11 protein-coding genes and 1 pseudogene are annotated in these 17,323 nt (G+C 63.9%); 11 read left to right on the top strand and 1 reads right to left on the bottom strand.

From position 1 onward, the window contains the following. The first annotated feature begins 81 nt into the window (after nt 1–81). The 11 genes and pseudogenes from ACZZZM_RS02620 to ACZZZM_RS02570 all read left to right on the top strand — a co-directional run bounded on the left by ACZZZM_RS02620 (nt 82) and on the right by ACZZZM_RS02570 (nt 14,878). Nucleotides 82–1,449: a dicarboxylate/amino acid:cation symporter gene (locus ACZZZM_RS02620; RefSeq protein ID WP_463593555.1), complete on the top strand. Its 1,368-nt coding sequence runs from the start codon at nt 82–84 to the stop codon at nt 1,447–1,449. Beyond that, nucleotides 1,446–4,553 (top strand): TonB-dependent receptor domain-containing protein, encoded by a 3,108-nt coding sequence (locus ACZZZM_RS02615; protein WP_463593554.1) that lies wholly within the window; start codon nt 1,446–1,448, stop codon nt 4,551–4,553. Before ACZZZM_RS02620 ends, ACZZZM_RS02615 begins: the two co-directional genes overlap by 4 nt. Nucleotides 4,554–4,562: 9 nt before the next feature. Next, nucleotides 4,563–5,438, top strand: a complete 876-nt coding sequence (locus tag ACZZZM_RS02610; RefSeq protein ID WP_463593553.1) for a DUF4886 domain-containing protein — start codon at nt 4,563–4,565, stop codon at nt 5,436–5,438. Nucleotides 5,439–5,695: 257 nt separating this feature from the next. Next, nucleotides 5,696–6,448: a ComEC/Rec2 family competence protein gene (locus ACZZZM_RS02605; RefSeq protein ID WP_463593552.1), complete on the top strand. Its 753-nt coding sequence runs from the start codon at nt 5,696–5,698 to the stop codon at nt 6,446–6,448. 1,490 nt (nt 6,449–7,938) lie between these two features. Then, a pseudogene (locus ACZZZM_RS02600) lies at nt 7,939–8,571 on the top strand (tyrosine-type recombinase/integrase). Nucleotides 8,572–9,089: 518 nt separating this feature from the next. After that, on the top strand, nt 9,090–10,850 hold the full coding sequence (locus ACZZZM_RS02595) for a thiamine pyrophosphate-dependent enzyme (RefSeq protein ID WP_463593551.1): 1,761 nt from the start codon (nt 9,090–9,092) through the stop codon (nt 10,848–10,850). 5 nt (nt 10,851–10,855) lie between these two features. Next, entirely contained in the window at nt 10,856–11,974 is a 1,119-nt protein-coding gene (locus tag ACZZZM_RS02590) for an NAD(P)-dependent alcohol dehydrogenase (protein ID WP_463593550.1), read from the top strand. Nucleotides 11,975–11,986: 12 nt separating this feature from the next. Continuing rightward, nucleotides 11,987–12,127 carry a hypothetical protein gene (locus ACZZZM_RS02585; protein WP_463593549.1) on the top strand — a complete coding sequence of 47 codons (141 nt, stop codon included), beginning with the start codon at nt 11,987–11,989 and terminating at the stop codon, nt 12,125–12,127. Nucleotides 12,128–12,136: 9 nt separating this feature from the next. Then, complete coding sequence (locus ACZZZM_RS02580; RefSeq protein WP_463593548.1) at nt 12,137–13,192, top strand: L-dopachrome tautomerase-related protein; 1,056 nt, start codon at nt 12,137–12,139, stop codon at nt 13,190–13,192. Between the two features lie 16 nt (nt 13,193–13,208). Beyond that, the gene (locus tag ACZZZM_RS02575; protein ID WP_463593547.1) at nt 13,209–14,009 is read left to right on the top strand and encodes an SDR family NAD(P)-dependent oxidoreductase; all 801 of its coding nucleotides are present in this window, start codon (nt 13,209–13,211) and stop codon (nt 14,007–14,009) included. 5 nt (nt 14,010–14,014) lie between these two features. Continuing rightward, the gene (locus ACZZZM_RS02570; protein WP_463593546.1) at nt 14,015–14,878 is read left to right on the top strand and encodes a glucose 1-dehydrogenase; all 864 of its coding nucleotides are present in this window, start codon (nt 14,015–14,017) and stop codon (nt 14,876–14,878) included. A gap of 33 nt (nt 14,879–14,911) precedes the next feature. On the opposite strand, the gene ACZZZM_RS02565 is transcribed toward ACZZZM_RS02570, so the two are convergent. Next, nucleotides 14,912–17,296: a membrane-bound PQQ-dependent dehydrogenase, glucose/quinate/shikimate family gene (locus ACZZZM_RS02565; RefSeq protein ID WP_463593545.1), complete on the bottom strand. Its 2,385-nt coding sequence runs from the start codon at nt 17,294–17,296 to the stop codon at nt 14,912–14,914. Nucleotides 17,297–17,323 lie beyond the last annotated feature (27 nt).

Genomic DNA, 17,323 nt, shown 5'->3' with positions numbered 1-17,323 from the left:
CGCTGGGCCGCTATGCCTTACGCTCGTACTTCTAAAGCCCCGGGGACAGGGGCGGTGCAGTCTATGCCGCTGAGAGGATGAATGGCTTACCCGAACGCCAACCAAGCCGCACCCGACTCCGGGGGCCGCAAGCCGATCTACGCGCAACTCTATGCGCAGGTCCTTTTCGCGATTGTATGCGGCGCGCTGCTCGGCCATTTTTGGCCGGCGACTGGTGAGGCGCTGAAGCCGCTGGGCGACGGGTTCATCAAGCTGGTCAAGATGGTAATCGCTCCGGTGATCTTCCTCACCGTGGTGACTGGGATCGCCGGCATGCGGGAGCTGGCCGCGGTCGGGCGCGTCGCCGCCAAGGCGTTCGGCTACTTCCTGGCGGTATCGACGCTGGCTTTGCTTGTCGGCATGGCGGTCGCCAACATCGTCCAGCCCGGTGCGGGCATGAACATCAATCCGGCAACGCTCAACGCCGGCGCGGTCGCCGATTTCGCGCATCAGGCGCATGAGACGACGATCACCGGTTTCCTGATGGCGATCATCCCGACAACGATGGTCTCGGCACTGACCGAAGGGTCAATTCTGCAGACCCTTTTCGTCGCCATCCTGTTCGGCATTTCGCTGAGCCTGGTTGGCGCGCCGGCCCGGCCGGTGCTCGATTTCGCCGATCGCGTGATGCTGGTGGTGTTCCGCATGGTCGGAATTCTGATGCGCGCCGCCCCGCTGGGCGCGTTCGGCGCGATCGCTTTCACTGTCGGCAAATATGGCGCGGGTAGTCTGGTGAGCCTCGGCGGCTTGGTCGCGACCTTCTACATCACCTCGCTGCTGTTCGTGCTGGTAGTCCTTGGCACTATCGCGCGGCTCCACGGTTTTTCGATCCTGCGGCTGATCGGCTACCTCAAGGCTGAATTACTGCTCGTCCTCGGCACCTCCTCGTCGGAGGCGGCCTTGCCGAGCCTGATCGCCAAACTGGAGCGCGCCGGCTGCGACAAGGGGGTGGTCGGGCTGGTCGTGCCGACCGGCTATTCGTTCAATCTCGACGGCACCAATATCTACATGACGCTGGCGGCGCTGTTCATCGCCCAGGCGTGCGGCATTGAGCTGAGCTGGGGCGACCAGTTTGCCTTGCTCGGCGTAGCGATGCTGAGCAGCAAGGGTGCTGCGGGCGTGACGGGCGCCGGTTTCATCACCCTCGCCGCGACGCTGTCGATTGTGCCGTCTGTCCCGGTCGCCGGCATGGCGCTGATCCTCGGCATTGACCGCTTCATGAGCGAGTGCCGCAGCCTCACCAACTTCATCGGCAACGCCGTTGCCGGGATCGTCGTCGCGCGCTGGGAGAACAAGCTCGATCGCGGGCAACTCGAACGCATCCTCGCCCATCCCGGCGCTAGCGACGCACAACAGATCAGCGAAGAAGACGCCCACGCAACGATGGGCCTACAGGGAGAAAGAGCATGAAGGGGATCATCCGCCAGGCGCTTGCCGCCACCACTGCGATCACCGCGATCGGCTGGGCGACTGCAGCCGCAGCCCAGGACGCGCCGGCGGCGCGGGCCACACAGGCCGACGAGACTGCACCGCCTTCCGACCAGGAAATCGTCGTCGTCGGCTCACAGATTCGCGGCGCGAAGGTCAATGCAGCATTGCCCGTGACGGTAATTGATTCGACCCAGATCGAAGCCACCGGCGCTGTATCGGGGGATGAGCTATTCCGCTCTATCCCTCAGGCTGGCGATGTCACCTTCAACGAAGCCAATAACCCGCAAACCAGCAACGCGGCGCGCGGCGACGTGAACTCGATTAACCTGCGTAACCTCGGCATCGGCAACACGCTGGTGCTGTTGAACGGTCGCCGACTGGTCCAGCATCCGACCAGCCAGGCGGGCGAAGGCAATGTGCCGGTGCTCAGCTTTAATGCCAATTCGCTGCCGGTAGCAGGGATCGAACGGCTCGAGATCCTGCGCGATGGCGCTGCCGCAATCTATGGTGCGGACGCAGTGGCTGGTGTGGTCAACACTGTCACCAAAACCGATTTCGAGGGTGGCGCCTTGGATCTGCGCTATGGCGGGGCGGAAGGCACGCATCGCCGCGAGTTCCAGGCGACGGGGCGCATCGGCCAGAATTTCGCCGGCGGGCGCGGCAACATCTCCCTTTACCTCGATTATACCAAGCGCACCGCGCAGCTGGCTGAGGATCAGCCTTATACCGCTACCGACGATCTGACCTCGTTGTTCGCCAGCGACTCCGCTTTCGCTGGAAATCTGACGGCGGACGGCCGTGCGACCCAGGCGGCCTGGGCGGCTCTCACCGTAGTCAACGGGCCCGGCACGATCCGCCGCAACCCCGGCAACGTCGCGCTGACCACGTCGGCGGGCGCGTTCCATACCCAGTCGATCCTCAATCCGGGTTGCCTGATCACAATCAACGCCGACACCTGCCTCGGCTCGGGCACTCGCGCGACGGCGACAACCTTGCGCTCGGAGCGCTTTGATTCGCGCCCAGGCACCACAGTCACCCCGTCATTCAATCGCTATAACGGCTTTCTCGCCACGCATTATGACTTGTCGGACCGCGTCACCCTCTATGGTGAAATCGGCTATTACCGAGCGGACACGCACCGCATACAGCCGCCGACGGTCAACATCTTCACCGCCAATAACGGCGTGGTGATCCCGGCTTCCAACTACTGGAATCCATTCGGCCCGGTAACTTTCGCCAATGGCCAGGCCAATCCAAATCGCATCCCTGGGCTTACCAACGTTCCCGCGGCCGGGCTGCCGGTGCGACTCTCCACGTATCGCTTCCTGGATGCGGGAATGCAGCGGGTCGACGTGACTAACTGGCAATCGCGTTTCCTAGGCGGGCTGAAGGGGCAGATCGGTACCTTCGATTTCGACACCGCTATCCTTTATTCGGAAGCGCAGGCGACCGACGTGTCGAACGCGATCGACATGACCAAGCTTCAGGCAAATCTCGCCCTCTCGACGCCCGATGCTTACAATCCGTTCAGCGGCGGCTGTTCGGCCACTCCCAGCATCGGCGATTGCTCGCCATCTTCCGCCACCTCGATCAACTCGTTCGCATTCGATCTCGTTCGCCGTTCCAAGACCACGCTCGCTCTGGCTGACTTCAAGGTCTCGAAGCGCGATCTGTTCACCTTGCCGGGCGGCGGGGTCGGTATCGCACTCGGCATCGAGGGACGTCGCGAGGACCAGCGCGACGATCGCGATCCCAATCTCAACGGCACGATCACCTTCCGGGACTCGGTGACTGGCGAGACCAACCTTTCCAACGTAGCGGCAGTAAACCCGACGGTCAGCACCCGGGGGCGCCGCACTGTCTTCTCGGCGTTCGGTGAGCTCGCCATTCCCTTGGTCTCGCCGGAAATGAACATTCCGCTTGTCCGCCGCCTCGATGTCCAGCTGGCTGGCCGCTATGAGCATTACAGCGATTTCGGCTCGGTCGCGAAACCCAAGATCGCTGCGGCCTGGGATCCGGTCGATGGCCTGCGCCTACGCGGTTCCTATTCGCTCGGCTTCCGCGCACCGAACCTGGAGCAGACCAACACCGTCTCCTATTCGCGCACCAACACCAATGCGGCGGCAGCGTTGGATTACTATCGCTGCGAAGCCGATCTGCGTGCGACACCGGCGCGTATCGCCAATTTCGGTGCCTGTGCCCGTTCGATCGCCTATCCGATCTTCATCAGCGGCAATCCCAACCTGAAGCCGGAGGAGAGCACCAACTGGACAGTAGGCGCAGTGCTCCAGCCCAGATTCATTCCGGAAAGCGCCGGGCGTTTGACACTGACTGTCGATTTCTGGTCGATCAAGCAGGTCGGCATCGTCGGTCAGTTCGGTGCGCAGAATGCGCTCGTGCTGGATTATCTGCTACGCACGCAAGGGTCGAGCAATCCCAATGTGGTGCGCGCGCCGACGACAGCCGATGACACCACTTTCTTTACCGGCACCGGCCTAGCCGCTACGGGCGCGGTGACGCGGATCAACGACAGCTTCGCCAACTTGCTGCCGCAGACCGTGCAAGGCCTCGACTTCGCGTTGCTCTACAATGTCCGTACCGACTTCGGTAAGTTCGACGTGGCGCTCAACGCCGCGCGGCTGACCAAATATTCGCGCGAGACGCCGCCCGCGGTGCAGGCATTGTTCGATGCGCGCGCAGCAGGAAAGATCAACGCCGCGACGCCGCTCACCGACGCGAGCGATCTGATCGAAGTGCGCGGCAAGCCCAAATGGCGCGCGTCGGCATCGATCACCTGGTCGAGCGGCCCCGTGCAGATCGGCGCCTTCGCCAACTATATCGGCACGGTCTATGACACGACCTTCCTGGATGCCGCGGGCAATCCATACAAGCTGGAGGCGCAGACGACGTTCAACCTCTATGCCCAGTATCGGCTGTCCGGCGCGCTCAAGGGTACCCGACTCCGGATCGGCGCACGCAATATCTTCGACAGGCAACCGCGGATTACTGCGGAAGGCTATCTGGGCTCACTCTATGTTCCCTATGGCCGCTATCTATATGGCAGCATCAGCACGCGTTTCTGAGGAAAACACATGAAGGCCCTGCTTCTCGCCTTGGCGACGGCGCTCCTCCCGGTTCCTGCGGTCGCGCAGGAGCCGGTGGCGCCAAAGACAATCCTGTTTATCGGCAACAGCTTCACCCAGGGCGCGCATTCTGCGGTGAAGCGCTATCGCGCTGATGCCGTGACCGACTTGAATGAAGATGGCTATGGCGGTGTGCCGGCCTTGTTCAAAACCTTTGCCGAGCAGGCAGGGCTGAACTGGAAGGTCAGCCTGGAGACCCAGGGGGGCAAGACCCTGGGCTTCCATTATGAAGAGCGCCGCGCGAAGCTGGCCGGCAAATGGGATGTGGTGGTGCTTCAGGAATTGAGCACGCTCGACCGCGACAAGCCTGGCGACGCGTCCGCCTATCTCAAATACGCTCCGATGCTGGCAAGAATGGTGGTGCAGTCCAATCCGAAGGCGGAAGTGCTGCTGATGGCGACCTGGTCGCGCGCCGATCAGGTTTATCACCCGGGCAGCCCCTGGTCGGGCAAGCCGATCGCGGCGATGTCCAGCGACCTGCGCGCCGCCGCCGAGCGCGTCCGTGCTGCCTCACGCGACATTCGCGGGATATTGCCCGTCGGCCAGGCTTGGGACCGAGCAATGGTCAGCGGCGTGGCGGACCCTAACCCCTATGACGGAATCGCCTTCGGGCAGGTCGATCTGTGGACCTACGATCATTATCATGCGAGCATCTACGGCTATTATCTAGAGGCGCTGATCGTCTTCGGCCAGATCACCGGCGTGGACCCGCTGACTTTAGGGAAAGACGAGCGGGCAGCCGCGGATCTGGGCATTTCCAAGGAACAAGCTGTAGCGTTGCAGCGGATCGCGTCGGAACAGCTCGCCGCGGAACATCGCGACTAAGCGCGGTTTAGCCGGCCATGATCATAACCCCGCGGCGTCGGCAGGATCAAGGGGGGTGGTGGCCCAAAAGCCGCCAGCAGGTTGGCGTGCTCGCCAGTCTGTTCGCCTCCCGTTGCCGCCACGAACGCGAACGTCGCCGATACGTTGCGCCCCCGCCTCATGCATTCATCGGTGCGGCGGTGCTTTCGGAGTCCTGAAACAGAAGCATCAATCGACCGGGGCGATCTTGACGTGCCGACATCGATCACAACACCAACTTGCGGCGGGTTGCGCAGACATTCAAGGTCGGGGGCTATGTGCACAACGGCGTTCTCGCCGGTTCAGGAAGTGCCAATGCAAAATGGATGGCGAACTACGTCCAAACCAGTGCCATCCCATCGGTCGGGGTGACCCACGATATGGTGGTGTCAGCGGGAGGCAACGGGCTCACCAACGCGACGATAGACCCTGTTGCCTGCGACGATACAGACCCGCGCATTAGGGTGTTGGAAGGGAGCTATCAGTCTAACCCTGGCTGGCCGGACGGTGACTATGACAATGGCAACAACAAGGGCATCGTGGTTCGTGTCGATTTCGGTAAGTCGTCGTTCCTGTTCACTGGAGACATGGAAGATGCCGCTCTCGAGACATTGGTCACCAACGATGGCGAAAAGGGGCTGCTGGACGTCGACGTGTATACGGTGGGGCACCATGGCTCATACAACGGCACCAGTAAGGCCCTGATGGACGCGATGACACCAAAGATCGCTGTCATGTCAATGGGCGATGCTAACGTTCAACTGCCATGGACCGCTTGGGCATATGGTCATCCACGCCAGCCGGCAGTTGCCATGTTGGTCGCCGGTGTCACAGCGGACCGCTCTGTACCTGCCGATGTTTTGGTAGCGGATAAGGTGAAGTCGTTCTCCAGCTATCACATGACCAAAGCGGTGTACGGCACGGGCTGGGATGGCAACGTTACGGTCAACGCTTGGAGCACTGGGCGCGTTGAGGTCAACGCCGATAAATAGCTATTGGCGCACGAAACAGCCTTGGAACTACGGCCAGATGCAAACTAGCCGCACCCTGCCAGATATTGGGGCGATCAGAGCGTCCGCCGTCGGCTCGAACGGGGCGAGGACCTGCGGGACGTCTAGATGCTCAACCGCCTGACTAAAACTTCTTCGGACCATGTGCTCCGGCATCGTTAGCGCTGCAGCCCCGATGCCGGTTTCAGGATGGACCCATATCGTGGTCTTAACGATAACATTCCGACGATGTAGGTTGCCGGCGGTGAAGTAGCCCCGGTAAAAGCCGTCGCATTGAATCGCGCCCTTTAATTCGGCTTATCGACAAGTACAAGATTGTCTGCTTTCGCGCCCAATTGCAGACGTTCCTCTGCCAATCGTGGAGACCCCTAAACGGACTGTCCGCTTTCAAGACGACGTCTCACGATCAAACGGCCGATATTGGGTGGTAAGCTGCCGTTCACAACGGCGATGTGCGATACAGATTAAAATCAGGATCGCCGTCAGAATGGCGTCTGTTGACCGTCAGGATCAGGCGGTCGGTTGAAGTGCGTCCCCACACGGCACGGCAGTTTGATGTTTGCCCTTCGGTGGTGGTGCAGAGTCTCGAACCGAACCGGTCGGTCTTGATGCTCCACCGGCCTCTATTCACCCGATATGCACGAGCGCAGATACCCTTTTCCCATTTTCCGTCGGGGTAGAACCTCTCCACGGGTGGGCAGCCGCCTTCAACGATCACATCAAGGCGCACGTTATGTGATAGCAACGTGGTTTCGTCGAGTAAGAGAGCCTTACCTGATAGCGCCGTTCTAATCTCTTTTTCAGTCAGAGGCAGCCGATTGGGTGGAGCAAGCCTCACACGTAGCACTTGAGGGCCGGCTACTGCCCCGTTTTCCGCAGCAGGAGCCGTTGCCGTCCCGACACTAGCGAGGACAAGAGACCAGACGATCAATCTCGCTGACTGCATCGGACACTCCTCTGCGCCGTTATGCCGCTGTTCCCTAATGACCGCAATTGGGTCGTCAGCGGCCCGACCGCTACCGGATAGGCGGGGTCAACATTTGAGCGGCGGGAATTGGGTGGTTAGCTGCCGGTCCGGGTTAACGCTTCCGACGATGTCTCCACAAGGATCGATCACGAAACCACGCGACTCCGCGCCACAGAGAAAGCGCTGACCATGGGATCGCCCAAAGTGCATAAAGCGTCATCGAAATGGGAGCATTGTCGGTCCACAACACGATGAAGAGCGGCGCAATGAGGATGATCCAGTGCGAATTCGTCGCATATGGCCAGCCGTCGAAGTTATGGTCCACCCAGCGAACGACGCGCGTCTGTTCAAGCCTTGAAAAGCGTCGTCGCATATTCACGCAATGGAGCATCGCCAATTCGTAGAACGTCCGCAAGTGGGTCGTAAGCGGCCCGACAACTTCTAGCTAGCTAAGGCGCATGCCGGCGTTTTGCTCGGCGGCCAATCACGGCCGTGGAGATGAACGATGGGACATTCACAGTACGACCCTGCCGCGCAGCATCGGCTCGCATGGAACGCCGGCAAGACAGTCGGCACCACGCGACCGCTGACGCAGAAGCAGATCTGGGCTGTGCGGTTCTACCTGGATCGAGAAGGCCGCCTTCGCGATAGAGCGTTGTTCGATCTGGCGATCGACAGCAAGTTACGCGGTTGCGACCTAGTAAAGATCACGATCGCGGACATTGTTTCCGGGGCCGACATCCGGACCAGGGCGATCGTCATTCAGCAGAAGACCGGGAAGCCTGTGCAATTTGAGCTGACGGCTGACGTCAGGGCCAGCCTGCTAACCTGGCTCGAGCGCCGCGGCGGTATAGTCCATGACTATGTTTTCCCAAGCCGCGTTGATCGTACCAACCATCTCAGCACGAGACAGTACGCTCGGGTGGTCGACGAATGGGTCGATGCGGTGGGCCTCCGACGTACTGAGTAGGGGACGCACTCGCTCCGCCGGACAAAGGCCTCAATGATCTATAAGGCCACGGGGAACTTGCGAGCGATCCAGATTCTGCTGGGGCACACCAAGATCGAGAACACCGTCCGCTATCTGGGCGTCGATATCGAGGATGCGCTAATCCTAGCTGAGCGGACTGAGATTTGACACTGGAGCGGCTCGTTCAAGCTCGATGAGCCGCTTCGATGCCGGTCTGCAATGCGCCCAAATGCAGTCGTCCGGACCTGCTGTGTCGATCCCCGAAAGCAGACATCGCCATGATCGGTGCGAAGCGTCCGCACTTGGGCGGGGTTGCGCGGGCGGCTATGCGTCCCAATTCTGGTCTTTCATGAGATCTAAGTCGGTCTCGGAAGCTGCCGATGCCACGATATCGATCTGATATTTGTCGCGGAGCACCATTCCGAAGTGTCGCCGCTCGGTGTGAGGGGCCCCGCTCTTAATCGGCCTCGTAGGCGCCGCCTCGGCGATCCAATGCGAACGACGCAATCGCCAAGCGATGGCGTCTCCGTCACGATCGACAAGCCGAGCGAGAAGGACGGCAGGCTGCAATATAGTTATTTATTAAAGTAAGTTAGGAGGTCCCCACGATTTTCAGCGGGGCCGGAACCGGCTTGTTGCCGGGATGTTCGGGAGGGGCGGCAAGACCGCCATCCGGAGAGCGACAGATGCCGAGGAACGGTGGCGAGCTTCTCGTCGATGCGCTGATCGCGTTCGGTGTCGACACGGTGTTCGGCTTGCCGGGCGACGGCATCAACGGGATCATGGAAGCGATCCGCACGCGCCAGGACCGCATCCGCTTCATTCAGGTGCGGCACGAGGAATCCGCTGCCTTCGCGGCGGCCGCGCACGCCAAGTTCACCGGGCGGCTTGGTTGCTGCCTCGCCACGACAGGCCCGGGCGGCATCCACCTGCTCAACGGGCTTTACGATGCCAAGCTCGATCGTGCGCCGGTGATCGCCATCACCGGCTCGCCCTATCACGACCTGACCGACAGCTACACGCAGCAGGATATCGACCACAGCAAGGTGTTCATGGACGTCGCCGCTTACTCGGCGCGAGTGATGGGCGCGCAGCACGTGGAAAACGCAGTTAGCCTCGCCTGCCGGCATGCGCTGGCGCAGCGCGGTGTTGCGCATTTGAGCGTTCCGGTAGATGTGCAGGAGGAGCCCGAGGCTTCCGACAAGGCATCGGATCGCAACGTGCCGGGCCATGCCTCGCTGGTCCCGGCGGAGGGGCTGCGGGTCGCGCCCGAGGCCGAGATCGCCCGCGCGGCCGAGCTGCTCAATGCCGGCTCGCGAGTAGCGATCCTAGCCGGCCAGGGCGCGCTCGGCGCCATCGAGGAGCTCACCCGCACTGCCGAACTGCTTGGCGCTCCGGTCATCAAGGCGCTGCTCGGCAAGGGGCTGCTGCCCGACGATCATCCGCTCACCACCGGCGGCATCGGCCTGCTCGGCACCCGCGCCAGCCAGGAAGTGATCGAGCGCTGCGACACGCTGCTGATTATCGGTTCGACCTTCCCCTATATCGAATATTATCCCAAGCCCGATCAGGCGCGCGGGGTGCAGATCGATCGCGACGCAACGCGGATCGGACTGCGCTTTCCCGCCGAGGTCGGCCTTGCCGGCGATGCGCGGGCGACGCTGGCCGCGCTCAACGAGCAGCTCACCCGCAAGGCCGATCGCGGCTTCCTGGAGTTCGCGCAGGCGCAGTCGCGCGAATGGCGCGACTTGATCCGCTCGACCGTGGAGCGCGACGCGACGCCGATGCCGCCGGGTCGAATCGTCCGCGATGTCGGCGACCGGCTGGCCGAGGATGCGATCGTCGTGTGGGATTCGGGGCACAATACCGGGCTGATGGCGCGCTCCGTGACGGCGAAGGCCGGGCAGATCTATGGCGGGTCGGGCCTCTCCGCCTCGATGGCGTGCGGGCTGCCTTATGGCATCGCCGCCGCGCTCGCCTTTCCGGGACGGCAGGTGGTGGCGTTCATCGGCGATGGCGGGCTGTCGATGCTGATGGGCGAGCTTGCGACGATCACGCGCTATCGGCTGCCGATCAAGATCGTCGTCATCAAGAACGGCACGCTCGGCCAGATCAAATGGGAACAGATGATGTTCCTGGGCAATATGGAATATGAGTGCGACCTGACCGATATCGACTTCGTCAAGGTTGCCGAGGCCTGCGGCATCCGCGGCTGGCATGTCGAGGCGGCGGCGGATTCGGAGCGTGTCGCCGAGGAAGCGCTGGCGCATCCGGGCGCGGCGCTGATCGAGGCGGTAGTCGATCCGAACGAGCCGCTGTTGCCGCCCAAGCGGATCGAGAAATACGTCAAGAACATGGAAAAGGCGCTCGATGAGGGCACTCCCGGCGCCGGCGAAATCCGCGCGGCGCTGTCGCGCGAGCCTGCGCTCACCATGCTGCAGGATTGACGCCGATGCGGATCACCGCCGCCGTGATGACGCACGCCGATCGCATGCTTTCGCGCCGCAGAATCGAGCTGGAGGAAGTCGAGCTCGACGATCCCTATGACGACGAGGTGCTGATCCGCGTCACCAGCTGCGGCGTCTGCGGCACCGACAAGGGCTGCATCCACGGACTGGAGCCTTACCCCACGCCCGGCGTGCTCGGCCATGAGGGCGCGGGGATCGTCGAGGCGATCGGGCGCGACGTGAAAAGCGTGAAGCCGGGCGACCGGGTGATGATCGGCTTCCCGTTCTGCGGCGAATGCCGGACCTGCCGGCGCGGCGAGATGCGCTATTGCGAGAAAGGCGCCGCGCTGAGCTTCAGCGGGCACCGGCTCGATGGCTCCAGTGGCATGAAGCGGCTGGACGGCACGCCGCTGGCCGGGCGGTTCTTCCAGCAATCCTCCTGGGTTACCCACACCGTCGCGCTCGAGCGCCAGCTCGCCAAAGTGCCCGACGGGCTCGATCTCGACCTGACCGGCCCCTATGGTTGCAGTATCTCGACCGGTGCGGGCACCGTGCTCAACGAGTTGAAGCCCATCCCGGGCAGCGCCATCGCGATCTTCGGCGCGGGCAATGTCGGGCTGGCGGCGGTGATGGCGGCGCGGCTGACCGGTGCAACGACGATCGTCGCGATCGACAAGGTGCCCGGCCGTCTGGCGCTGGCCCGCGAGCTGGGCGCCACCCACATTCTCGAGCACGGCGCGGACACCATCGCGGAGCTCAAGGAACTCACGTCGAACCATCTCGATTATGCGATCGAGGCGACCGATGGCGCGAACCTGGTGAGCGAGGCGATCACCGCGCTGGGCCCGCGCGGAACCTGCGCGATGGTTGGCGGCGCCAAGATGACCGCGACGGTCGAATACAACCATCCCGACGTGCTGATGCAGGGCAAGCACATCATCGGCGTGATGGGCGGCGGCGGGCAGACGCCGCGCTTCCTCCAGGCGCTGATGGAGCTGCAGCTGCAGGGCCGCTTCCCGATCGGGAAGCTCGTCAAATTCTACGACCTCGAGGACGTCAACCAGGCCGTCGACGACAGCGATGCCGGGACGACCATCAAGCCCGTCCTGAGGATGCCGCATTAGAGGAGAGAGAAGATGACCGACCACAAGAAGAAGGGCGATTTCGACAAGGCCCGCAAGCACGATGAGGGCGGCAACAAGAAGCAGGACAATAGCGACAACACCGATAGCCGTACCGGCAACCAGAATGCCGGTCATGGCGGGCATCGCGGATAGGAGCGGCGCATGGCTATCGAAGAGCTGGCGCGGCCGGCCGGCCGCACCGCCGTGCTGACTCAGGTCGCGGCGTTCGATCACCAGGTGACCGGCGTTACCGCGAGCCCCGACGGGCGCATCTTCGTGAACTTCCCGCGCTGGACCGACGATGCCCCGGTCTCGGTGGCGGAAGTGCTGCCGGACGGCTCGATCAGGCCGTACCCGGACGAGAAGTGGAACAGCTGGCGCAACGAGAAGGCGAGCGAGATGCCGGTCGGCGAGCATTTCGTCTGCGTCCAGTCGGTGGTGGCCGCGCACGGCGCGCTGTGGGTGCTCGATCCGGCCGCGCCCGGCAATGAGAAGATCCTGCCGGGCGGGCCCAAGCTGGTGCGGATCGATCTCGCCACCGATCAGGTGGCCAACGTGATCGCCTTCGCCGAGGACGTCGCGCTGCAGGGCACCTATCTCAACGACATCCGCTTCAGCCCGGACGGGCGCACCGGATACATCACCGATTCCGGCACGCGCGGGGCGATCATCGTCCTCGATCTGGGAAGCGGATCGGCGTTTCGCGCACTGGATGGCCATCCCTCGACCCAGCCGGAAAGCCAGGTCATAGTCGAAGTGGACGGCGGACCGCTGCGCCGTCCGGATGGCCGCCAGCCGATGTTTGCCGCGGACGGGATTGCGCTCTCGAACGACGGCGCCACGCTCTATTACCAGGCGCTGACCGGACGGACGCTATATGCGATCGATACCGCAAAGCTGACGCCGGGTACGCCCGCCGACGAGATCGAAGCCGCGGTGCGCAAGGTCGGCACCACGCATGTCGCGGACGGCATGTGGATCAGCAGCAAGGACGCGCTGTTCATCACCTCGCCCGGCGACAATGCGGTCAAGCGCTGGACCGGCGACACATCCGGGATCGCAGTGCAGGACGACCGGCTGCGCTGGCCCGACACGCTTTCCGAAGGACCCGACGGCGCGATCTACGTCACCGCCAGCCGCATCCAGGACACCGTCTGGTTCAAGCCCGGCGCGCCGGCGTCGCTTCCCACCGCGCTTTTCAGCTTCCGGCCCGACTGAATCCGAGGAGATCCACATGTTTGAAGACCAGACGAAACCCTTCGCCGTCGTCACCGGCGGCTCGACCGGCATCGGCTACGAGCTCGCGAGGCAGTTCGTCGACAATGGCTATGACGTGCTGATCGCCGCCGAGAGCGAGGAGCACCTCGTCTCTGCCCGCGCCGCGCTTTCAGCGGGTGGCGCCACCGTCGAGACGCACGCCAGCGATCTCTCCGCCGAGGCCGGCGTCGACAGCCTGTACGCGGCGATCCGCGGGCGCCCGGTGGATGCGCTATGCGTCAATGCCGGCATCGGACTGGGCGGGCCGTTTGCGGAAACCGACCTCCAGCGCGAGCTCAAGATGATCGATCTCAACGTGCGCGGCGCGGTGCAGATCACCAAGCTGGTGCTCAAGGACATGGTCGCGCGCGATGCGGGCAAGCTGCTCTTCACCTCGTCGATCGCGGCGACCCATCCCGATCCGTTCGAGGCCGTCTATGGCGCGACCAAGGTGTTCCTGCGCTGGTTCGGCGAGGCGCTACGCAACGAGCTGAAGGACACCAATGTCGGCGTGACGGTGCTGATGCCGAGCGTCACCGACACCAATTTCTTCAACCGCGCCGAGATGATGGACACCAATGCGGGCGCGATGGAGAACAAGGACGATCCGGCAATGGTCGCCAAGGCCGCCTTCGATGCGCTGATGGCCGACAAGCACAAAATCGTGCCGACCCTCAAGAACAAGGTGATGGGGGCGCTGGCGGACACCACTCCGGCGCCGATCGGAGCGCAGATGCACCGCGCGCTTTCGGAGCCCGGCTCGGCCGACAAGGAGTGACGGACATGGACACGATCGAGCAAGTGAAGCCGCCGCTGCCCGAACAGCAGCAGCCGGTGCCCGGCACCCTCGCGGCGATGGACCCGCGACCCGATCATGGCGAGGAAAGCTATCGGGGCCATGGCCGCCTGGAGGGCAAGAAGGCGATCATCACCGGCGGCGACAGCGGCATCGGCCGCGCCGTCGCGATCGCCTATGCCCGCGAAGGCGCCGACGTGCTGATCGCCTATCTGAGTGAGGACGAGGATGCCGAGGACACGGCGCGCTGGATCGAGAAGGCCGGCCGCAAGGCAGTGCTGGTGCCCGGCGACATCGGCGAGGCGGAGCATTGCCGCGCGATCGTCGGCAAGGCGGTCGAGGCGTTCGGCCGCATCGATATCCTGGTCAACAACGCCGCGCACCAGATGACTTTCGAGAAGCTGGAGGACATTCCGGACGCGGAGTGGGACGCCACTTTCCGCACCAACATCCACGCGATGTTCTATCTCGCCAAGGCGGCGGCGCCGCACATGGGCGAAGGTGGCGCGATCATCAACACGACCTCGGTCAACGCCGATAGCCCCAAGCAGACGCTGCTCCCCTATGCGACGACCAAGGGCGCGATCCAGAATTTCACCGGGGGCCTTGCGCAGCTGCTTGCCGAGCGCGGCATTCGCGTGAATTGCGTCGCGCCGGGGCCGGTCTGGACACCGCTGATCCCATCGACGATGCCGCCCGATCAGGTTAAGGAATTCGGCCAGAGCTATCCGATGGGACGCCCGGCCCAGCCGAAGGAGCTCGCGCCCGTCTACGTCATGCTCGCGACCGACGAGGCGAGCTATGTCTCGGGCGCGACGGTGGCGGTGACCGGCGGCAAGCCGATCATCTGAACGAGCCGCCGGTCGTAGCGCCGGCAGCGAGCATCAGGGCAGCGCGTAGACGATGAGCTCGTCGCTTACCGGGGTCTCCATGAAATGATGCCCGCCGGCCATGATCACGAGATATTGCTTGCCGTTCACTGAATAGGTCATCGGCGTCGCTTGGCCGCCTCCGGGTAGCACGTCGGTCCACAGCGTCTTGCCGGTGCGCAGGTCGATCGCGCGGATCAGATTGTCGGTGGCGGCCGCGACGAAGATCAGCCCGCCCGCGGTCACCACTGCGCCGCCGTTGTTGGGCGTGCCGATTTCGAGCGGGAGCATCGACGGAATGCCGAACGGCCCATTGGTGCGGGCCTGGCCGAACGGACGGTCCCACAAGGCCTTGCCGGTGGCGATGTCGATCGCGCGGATGCCGCCATAAGGGGGCTGCTTGCACAGCATACCGGTCCAGGGGAGCCGCCAGCCGGCATTGACGTCGATCGCATAAGGGGTGTTCGCCTGCGGATCGCCCGCCCCTTCCGCGCCGCCGATCTCGCCACGGGTCTGGTCGCGCGGCGCCCAACCCTTCTTGTCCGCCTCGGCGCGGGGCACGAGCCGCACGTAATTGGGCATGTCGTTGTAATTGGCGATAATCACGCCGCGGCGCGGATCGACGGCGATCCCGCCCCAATCGGTGCCGCCATTATAGCCGGGATATTCGATCGAGCGGCGCTCGCTCTCGGGTGGAGTGTAGAAGCCTTTGTAGCTCGCGCGGCGGAACTGGATGCGGCAGATCATCTGGTCGATCGGCGACATGCCCCACATGTCGCGTTCGGTGAGGTTCGGCTTGCGCAGCGTGTGCCACAGCGACACCGGCTGGGTCTGGGCGCGCTCGCTCGGCTCGATGCCGCCGCCAGGTACGCGCAGCTCGCCGACCGGCGTCAGCGAGCGGCCGGTGCGGCGGTCGAGGACATAGATGTCGCCTTGCTTGCTCGGCAGCACCAGAGCGGGCGTGCCCTTGTAATCGACCAGGGTCGCCTGCGCGCCGAAATCATAGTCCCACACGTCGTTGCGAACTGCCTGGAAGCGCCAGCGCGGCTTGCCGGTGGTCACGTCGAGCGCAACCAGCGAGGTGGCAAAGGCCTTTTCCTGCGGGCGGCGCAGACTGGAATAATAATCCGCCGCGGAATTGCCCATCGGCAGGTAGACCAGCCCCAGCGCTTCGTCGCCTGAGGCGATCGTCCACATGTTGGGCGTGCCGCGTGTCCATTCCTGGCCGGCAGGCGGATAGCCATTCCATTCGGGATGCATCATGTCCCACGCCCAGCGCAGCCGGCCGGTGACGACGTCGAAGCCCTGAATCACCCCCGAAGGCGCCCAACGGTCCTGCCCGTCGAGGACCTGGTGCCCGACGACCAGCACCCCGCGCACCAGCGTTGGAGGCGAAGTGATCGACACGAAACCGGGAGGGGTGGTGCCCATGCCGACCTTGGTGTCAGTCTGGCCGTTGGCGCCGAAATCGGCGCAGGGCTGTCCGGTGCGGGCGTCGACGGCGATCAGCCGGGCATCGAGCGTCCCTTCGATGATGCGGGTCGCGCAGGGCTGGTCTGCGGGCGCGCCGGTCGCGTGATAGACCACGCCGCGGCAGGCGGCAGTATAGGGGATCGCCTCGTCCGGCACCTTCGGATCGAAGCGCCAGCGCTGCTTGCCGGTCGCCGGATCGAGCGCGATGATGATGTTCTTGGGCGTGCAGAGATAGAGCGTGTCGCCGATCTTGAGCGGCGTGTTCTCCGAGCCATAAGTGTTCCGGATCTCCGCCGAGCTTGGCAGGTCGCCGGTATGGATCGTCCAGGCGCGCTTGAGCGAGCTGACGTTCGCGGGTGTGATCTGACCGAGCGGCGAATAGCGCCGTGCGCTATAGGTGCCGCCATAAGCGGGCCAATCGTCGCCGACGCGCATCATCGCCGGATCGGCCATTTCGGCGGCCAGCGCGGGCAGGTCGCCTTGCACCTGCGGTTCGTTGACGCGGCCCAGCACCACGCCGGTGACTGCCGCGACGAGCACCACGGCGGCGGCGGAGGTCATGCCCAGCCGCCAGCGGTTTGGCGCGGCGGAAAGCGTCGGGAGCACCAGCAGCACCGCCACCAGCAGCACGAGCGGCGCGATCACGCGCGGGACCAGCGCCCAGCCATTCCCGCCGGTTTCCCAGAACGCCCAGATCAATGTCAGGACGAAGATCGCGATGTAGATCCAGCCCCCGAGCAGCCGCCGCCGGAACAGCAGCACACCGGATGCGACCATGGCGATGCCGGTTATCAGGTAATAAGGCGAACCGCCCAGCGCGGCCAGCCAGCCGCCGCCGATGGCAAGGACAAGCCCGATCAGCCCAATAACGATGCCGAGAATGGGCGCGGCGAAACCGCGGCGGGGAGCGTGGGAAGCGGTGGCCATTGAATCGGTCTCCAGACCGGAGCGGCA

Source organism: Sphingomonas sp. AC522 (genome assembly GCF_979258125.1).
This window is presented reverse-complemented; position numbering and strand designations above follow the sequence as displayed.

Excerpts from the sequence above, each read along its gene's own strand:
- ACZZZM_RS02590 (WP_463593550.1), top strand. The coding sequence starts at position 10,856 with ATGCGGATCACCGCCGCCGTGATGACGCACGCCGATCGCATGCTTTCG.
- ACZZZM_RS02610 (WP_463593553.1), top strand. The coding sequence starts at position 4,563 with ATGAAGGCCCTGCTTCTCGCCTTGGCGACGGCGCTCCTCCCGGTTCCT.
- ACZZZM_RS02595 (WP_463593551.1), top strand. The coding sequence starts at position 9,090 with ATGCCGAGGAACGGTGGCGAGCTTCTCGTCGATGCGCTGATCGCGTTC.
- ACZZZM_RS02620 (WP_463593555.1), top strand. The coding sequence starts at position 82 with ATGGCTTACCCGAACGCCAACCAAGCCGCACCCGACTCCGGGGGCCGC.
- ACZZZM_RS02580 (WP_463593548.1), top strand. The coding sequence starts at position 12,137 with ATGGCTATCGAAGAGCTGGCGCGGCCGGCCGGCCGCACCGCCGTGCTG.
- ACZZZM_RS02570 (WP_463593546.1), top strand. The coding sequence starts at position 14,015 with ATGGACACGATCGAGCAAGTGAAGCCGCCGCTGCCCGAACAGCAGCAG.
- ACZZZM_RS02615 (WP_463593554.1), top strand. The coding sequence starts at position 1,446 with ATGAAGGGGATCATCCGCCAGGCGCTTGCCGCCACCACTGCGATCACC.
- ACZZZM_RS02585 (WP_463593549.1), top strand. The coding sequence starts at position 11,987 with ATGACCGACCACAAGAAGAAGGGCGATTTCGACAAGGCCCGCAAGCAC.
- ACZZZM_RS02575 (WP_463593547.1), top strand. The coding sequence starts at position 13,209 with ATGTTTGAAGACCAGACGAAACCCTTCGCCGTCGTCACCGGCGGCTCG.
- ACZZZM_RS02565 (WP_463593545.1), bottom strand. The coding sequence starts at position 17,296 with ATGGCCACCGCTTCCCACGCTCCCCGCCGCGGTTTCGCCGCGCCCATT.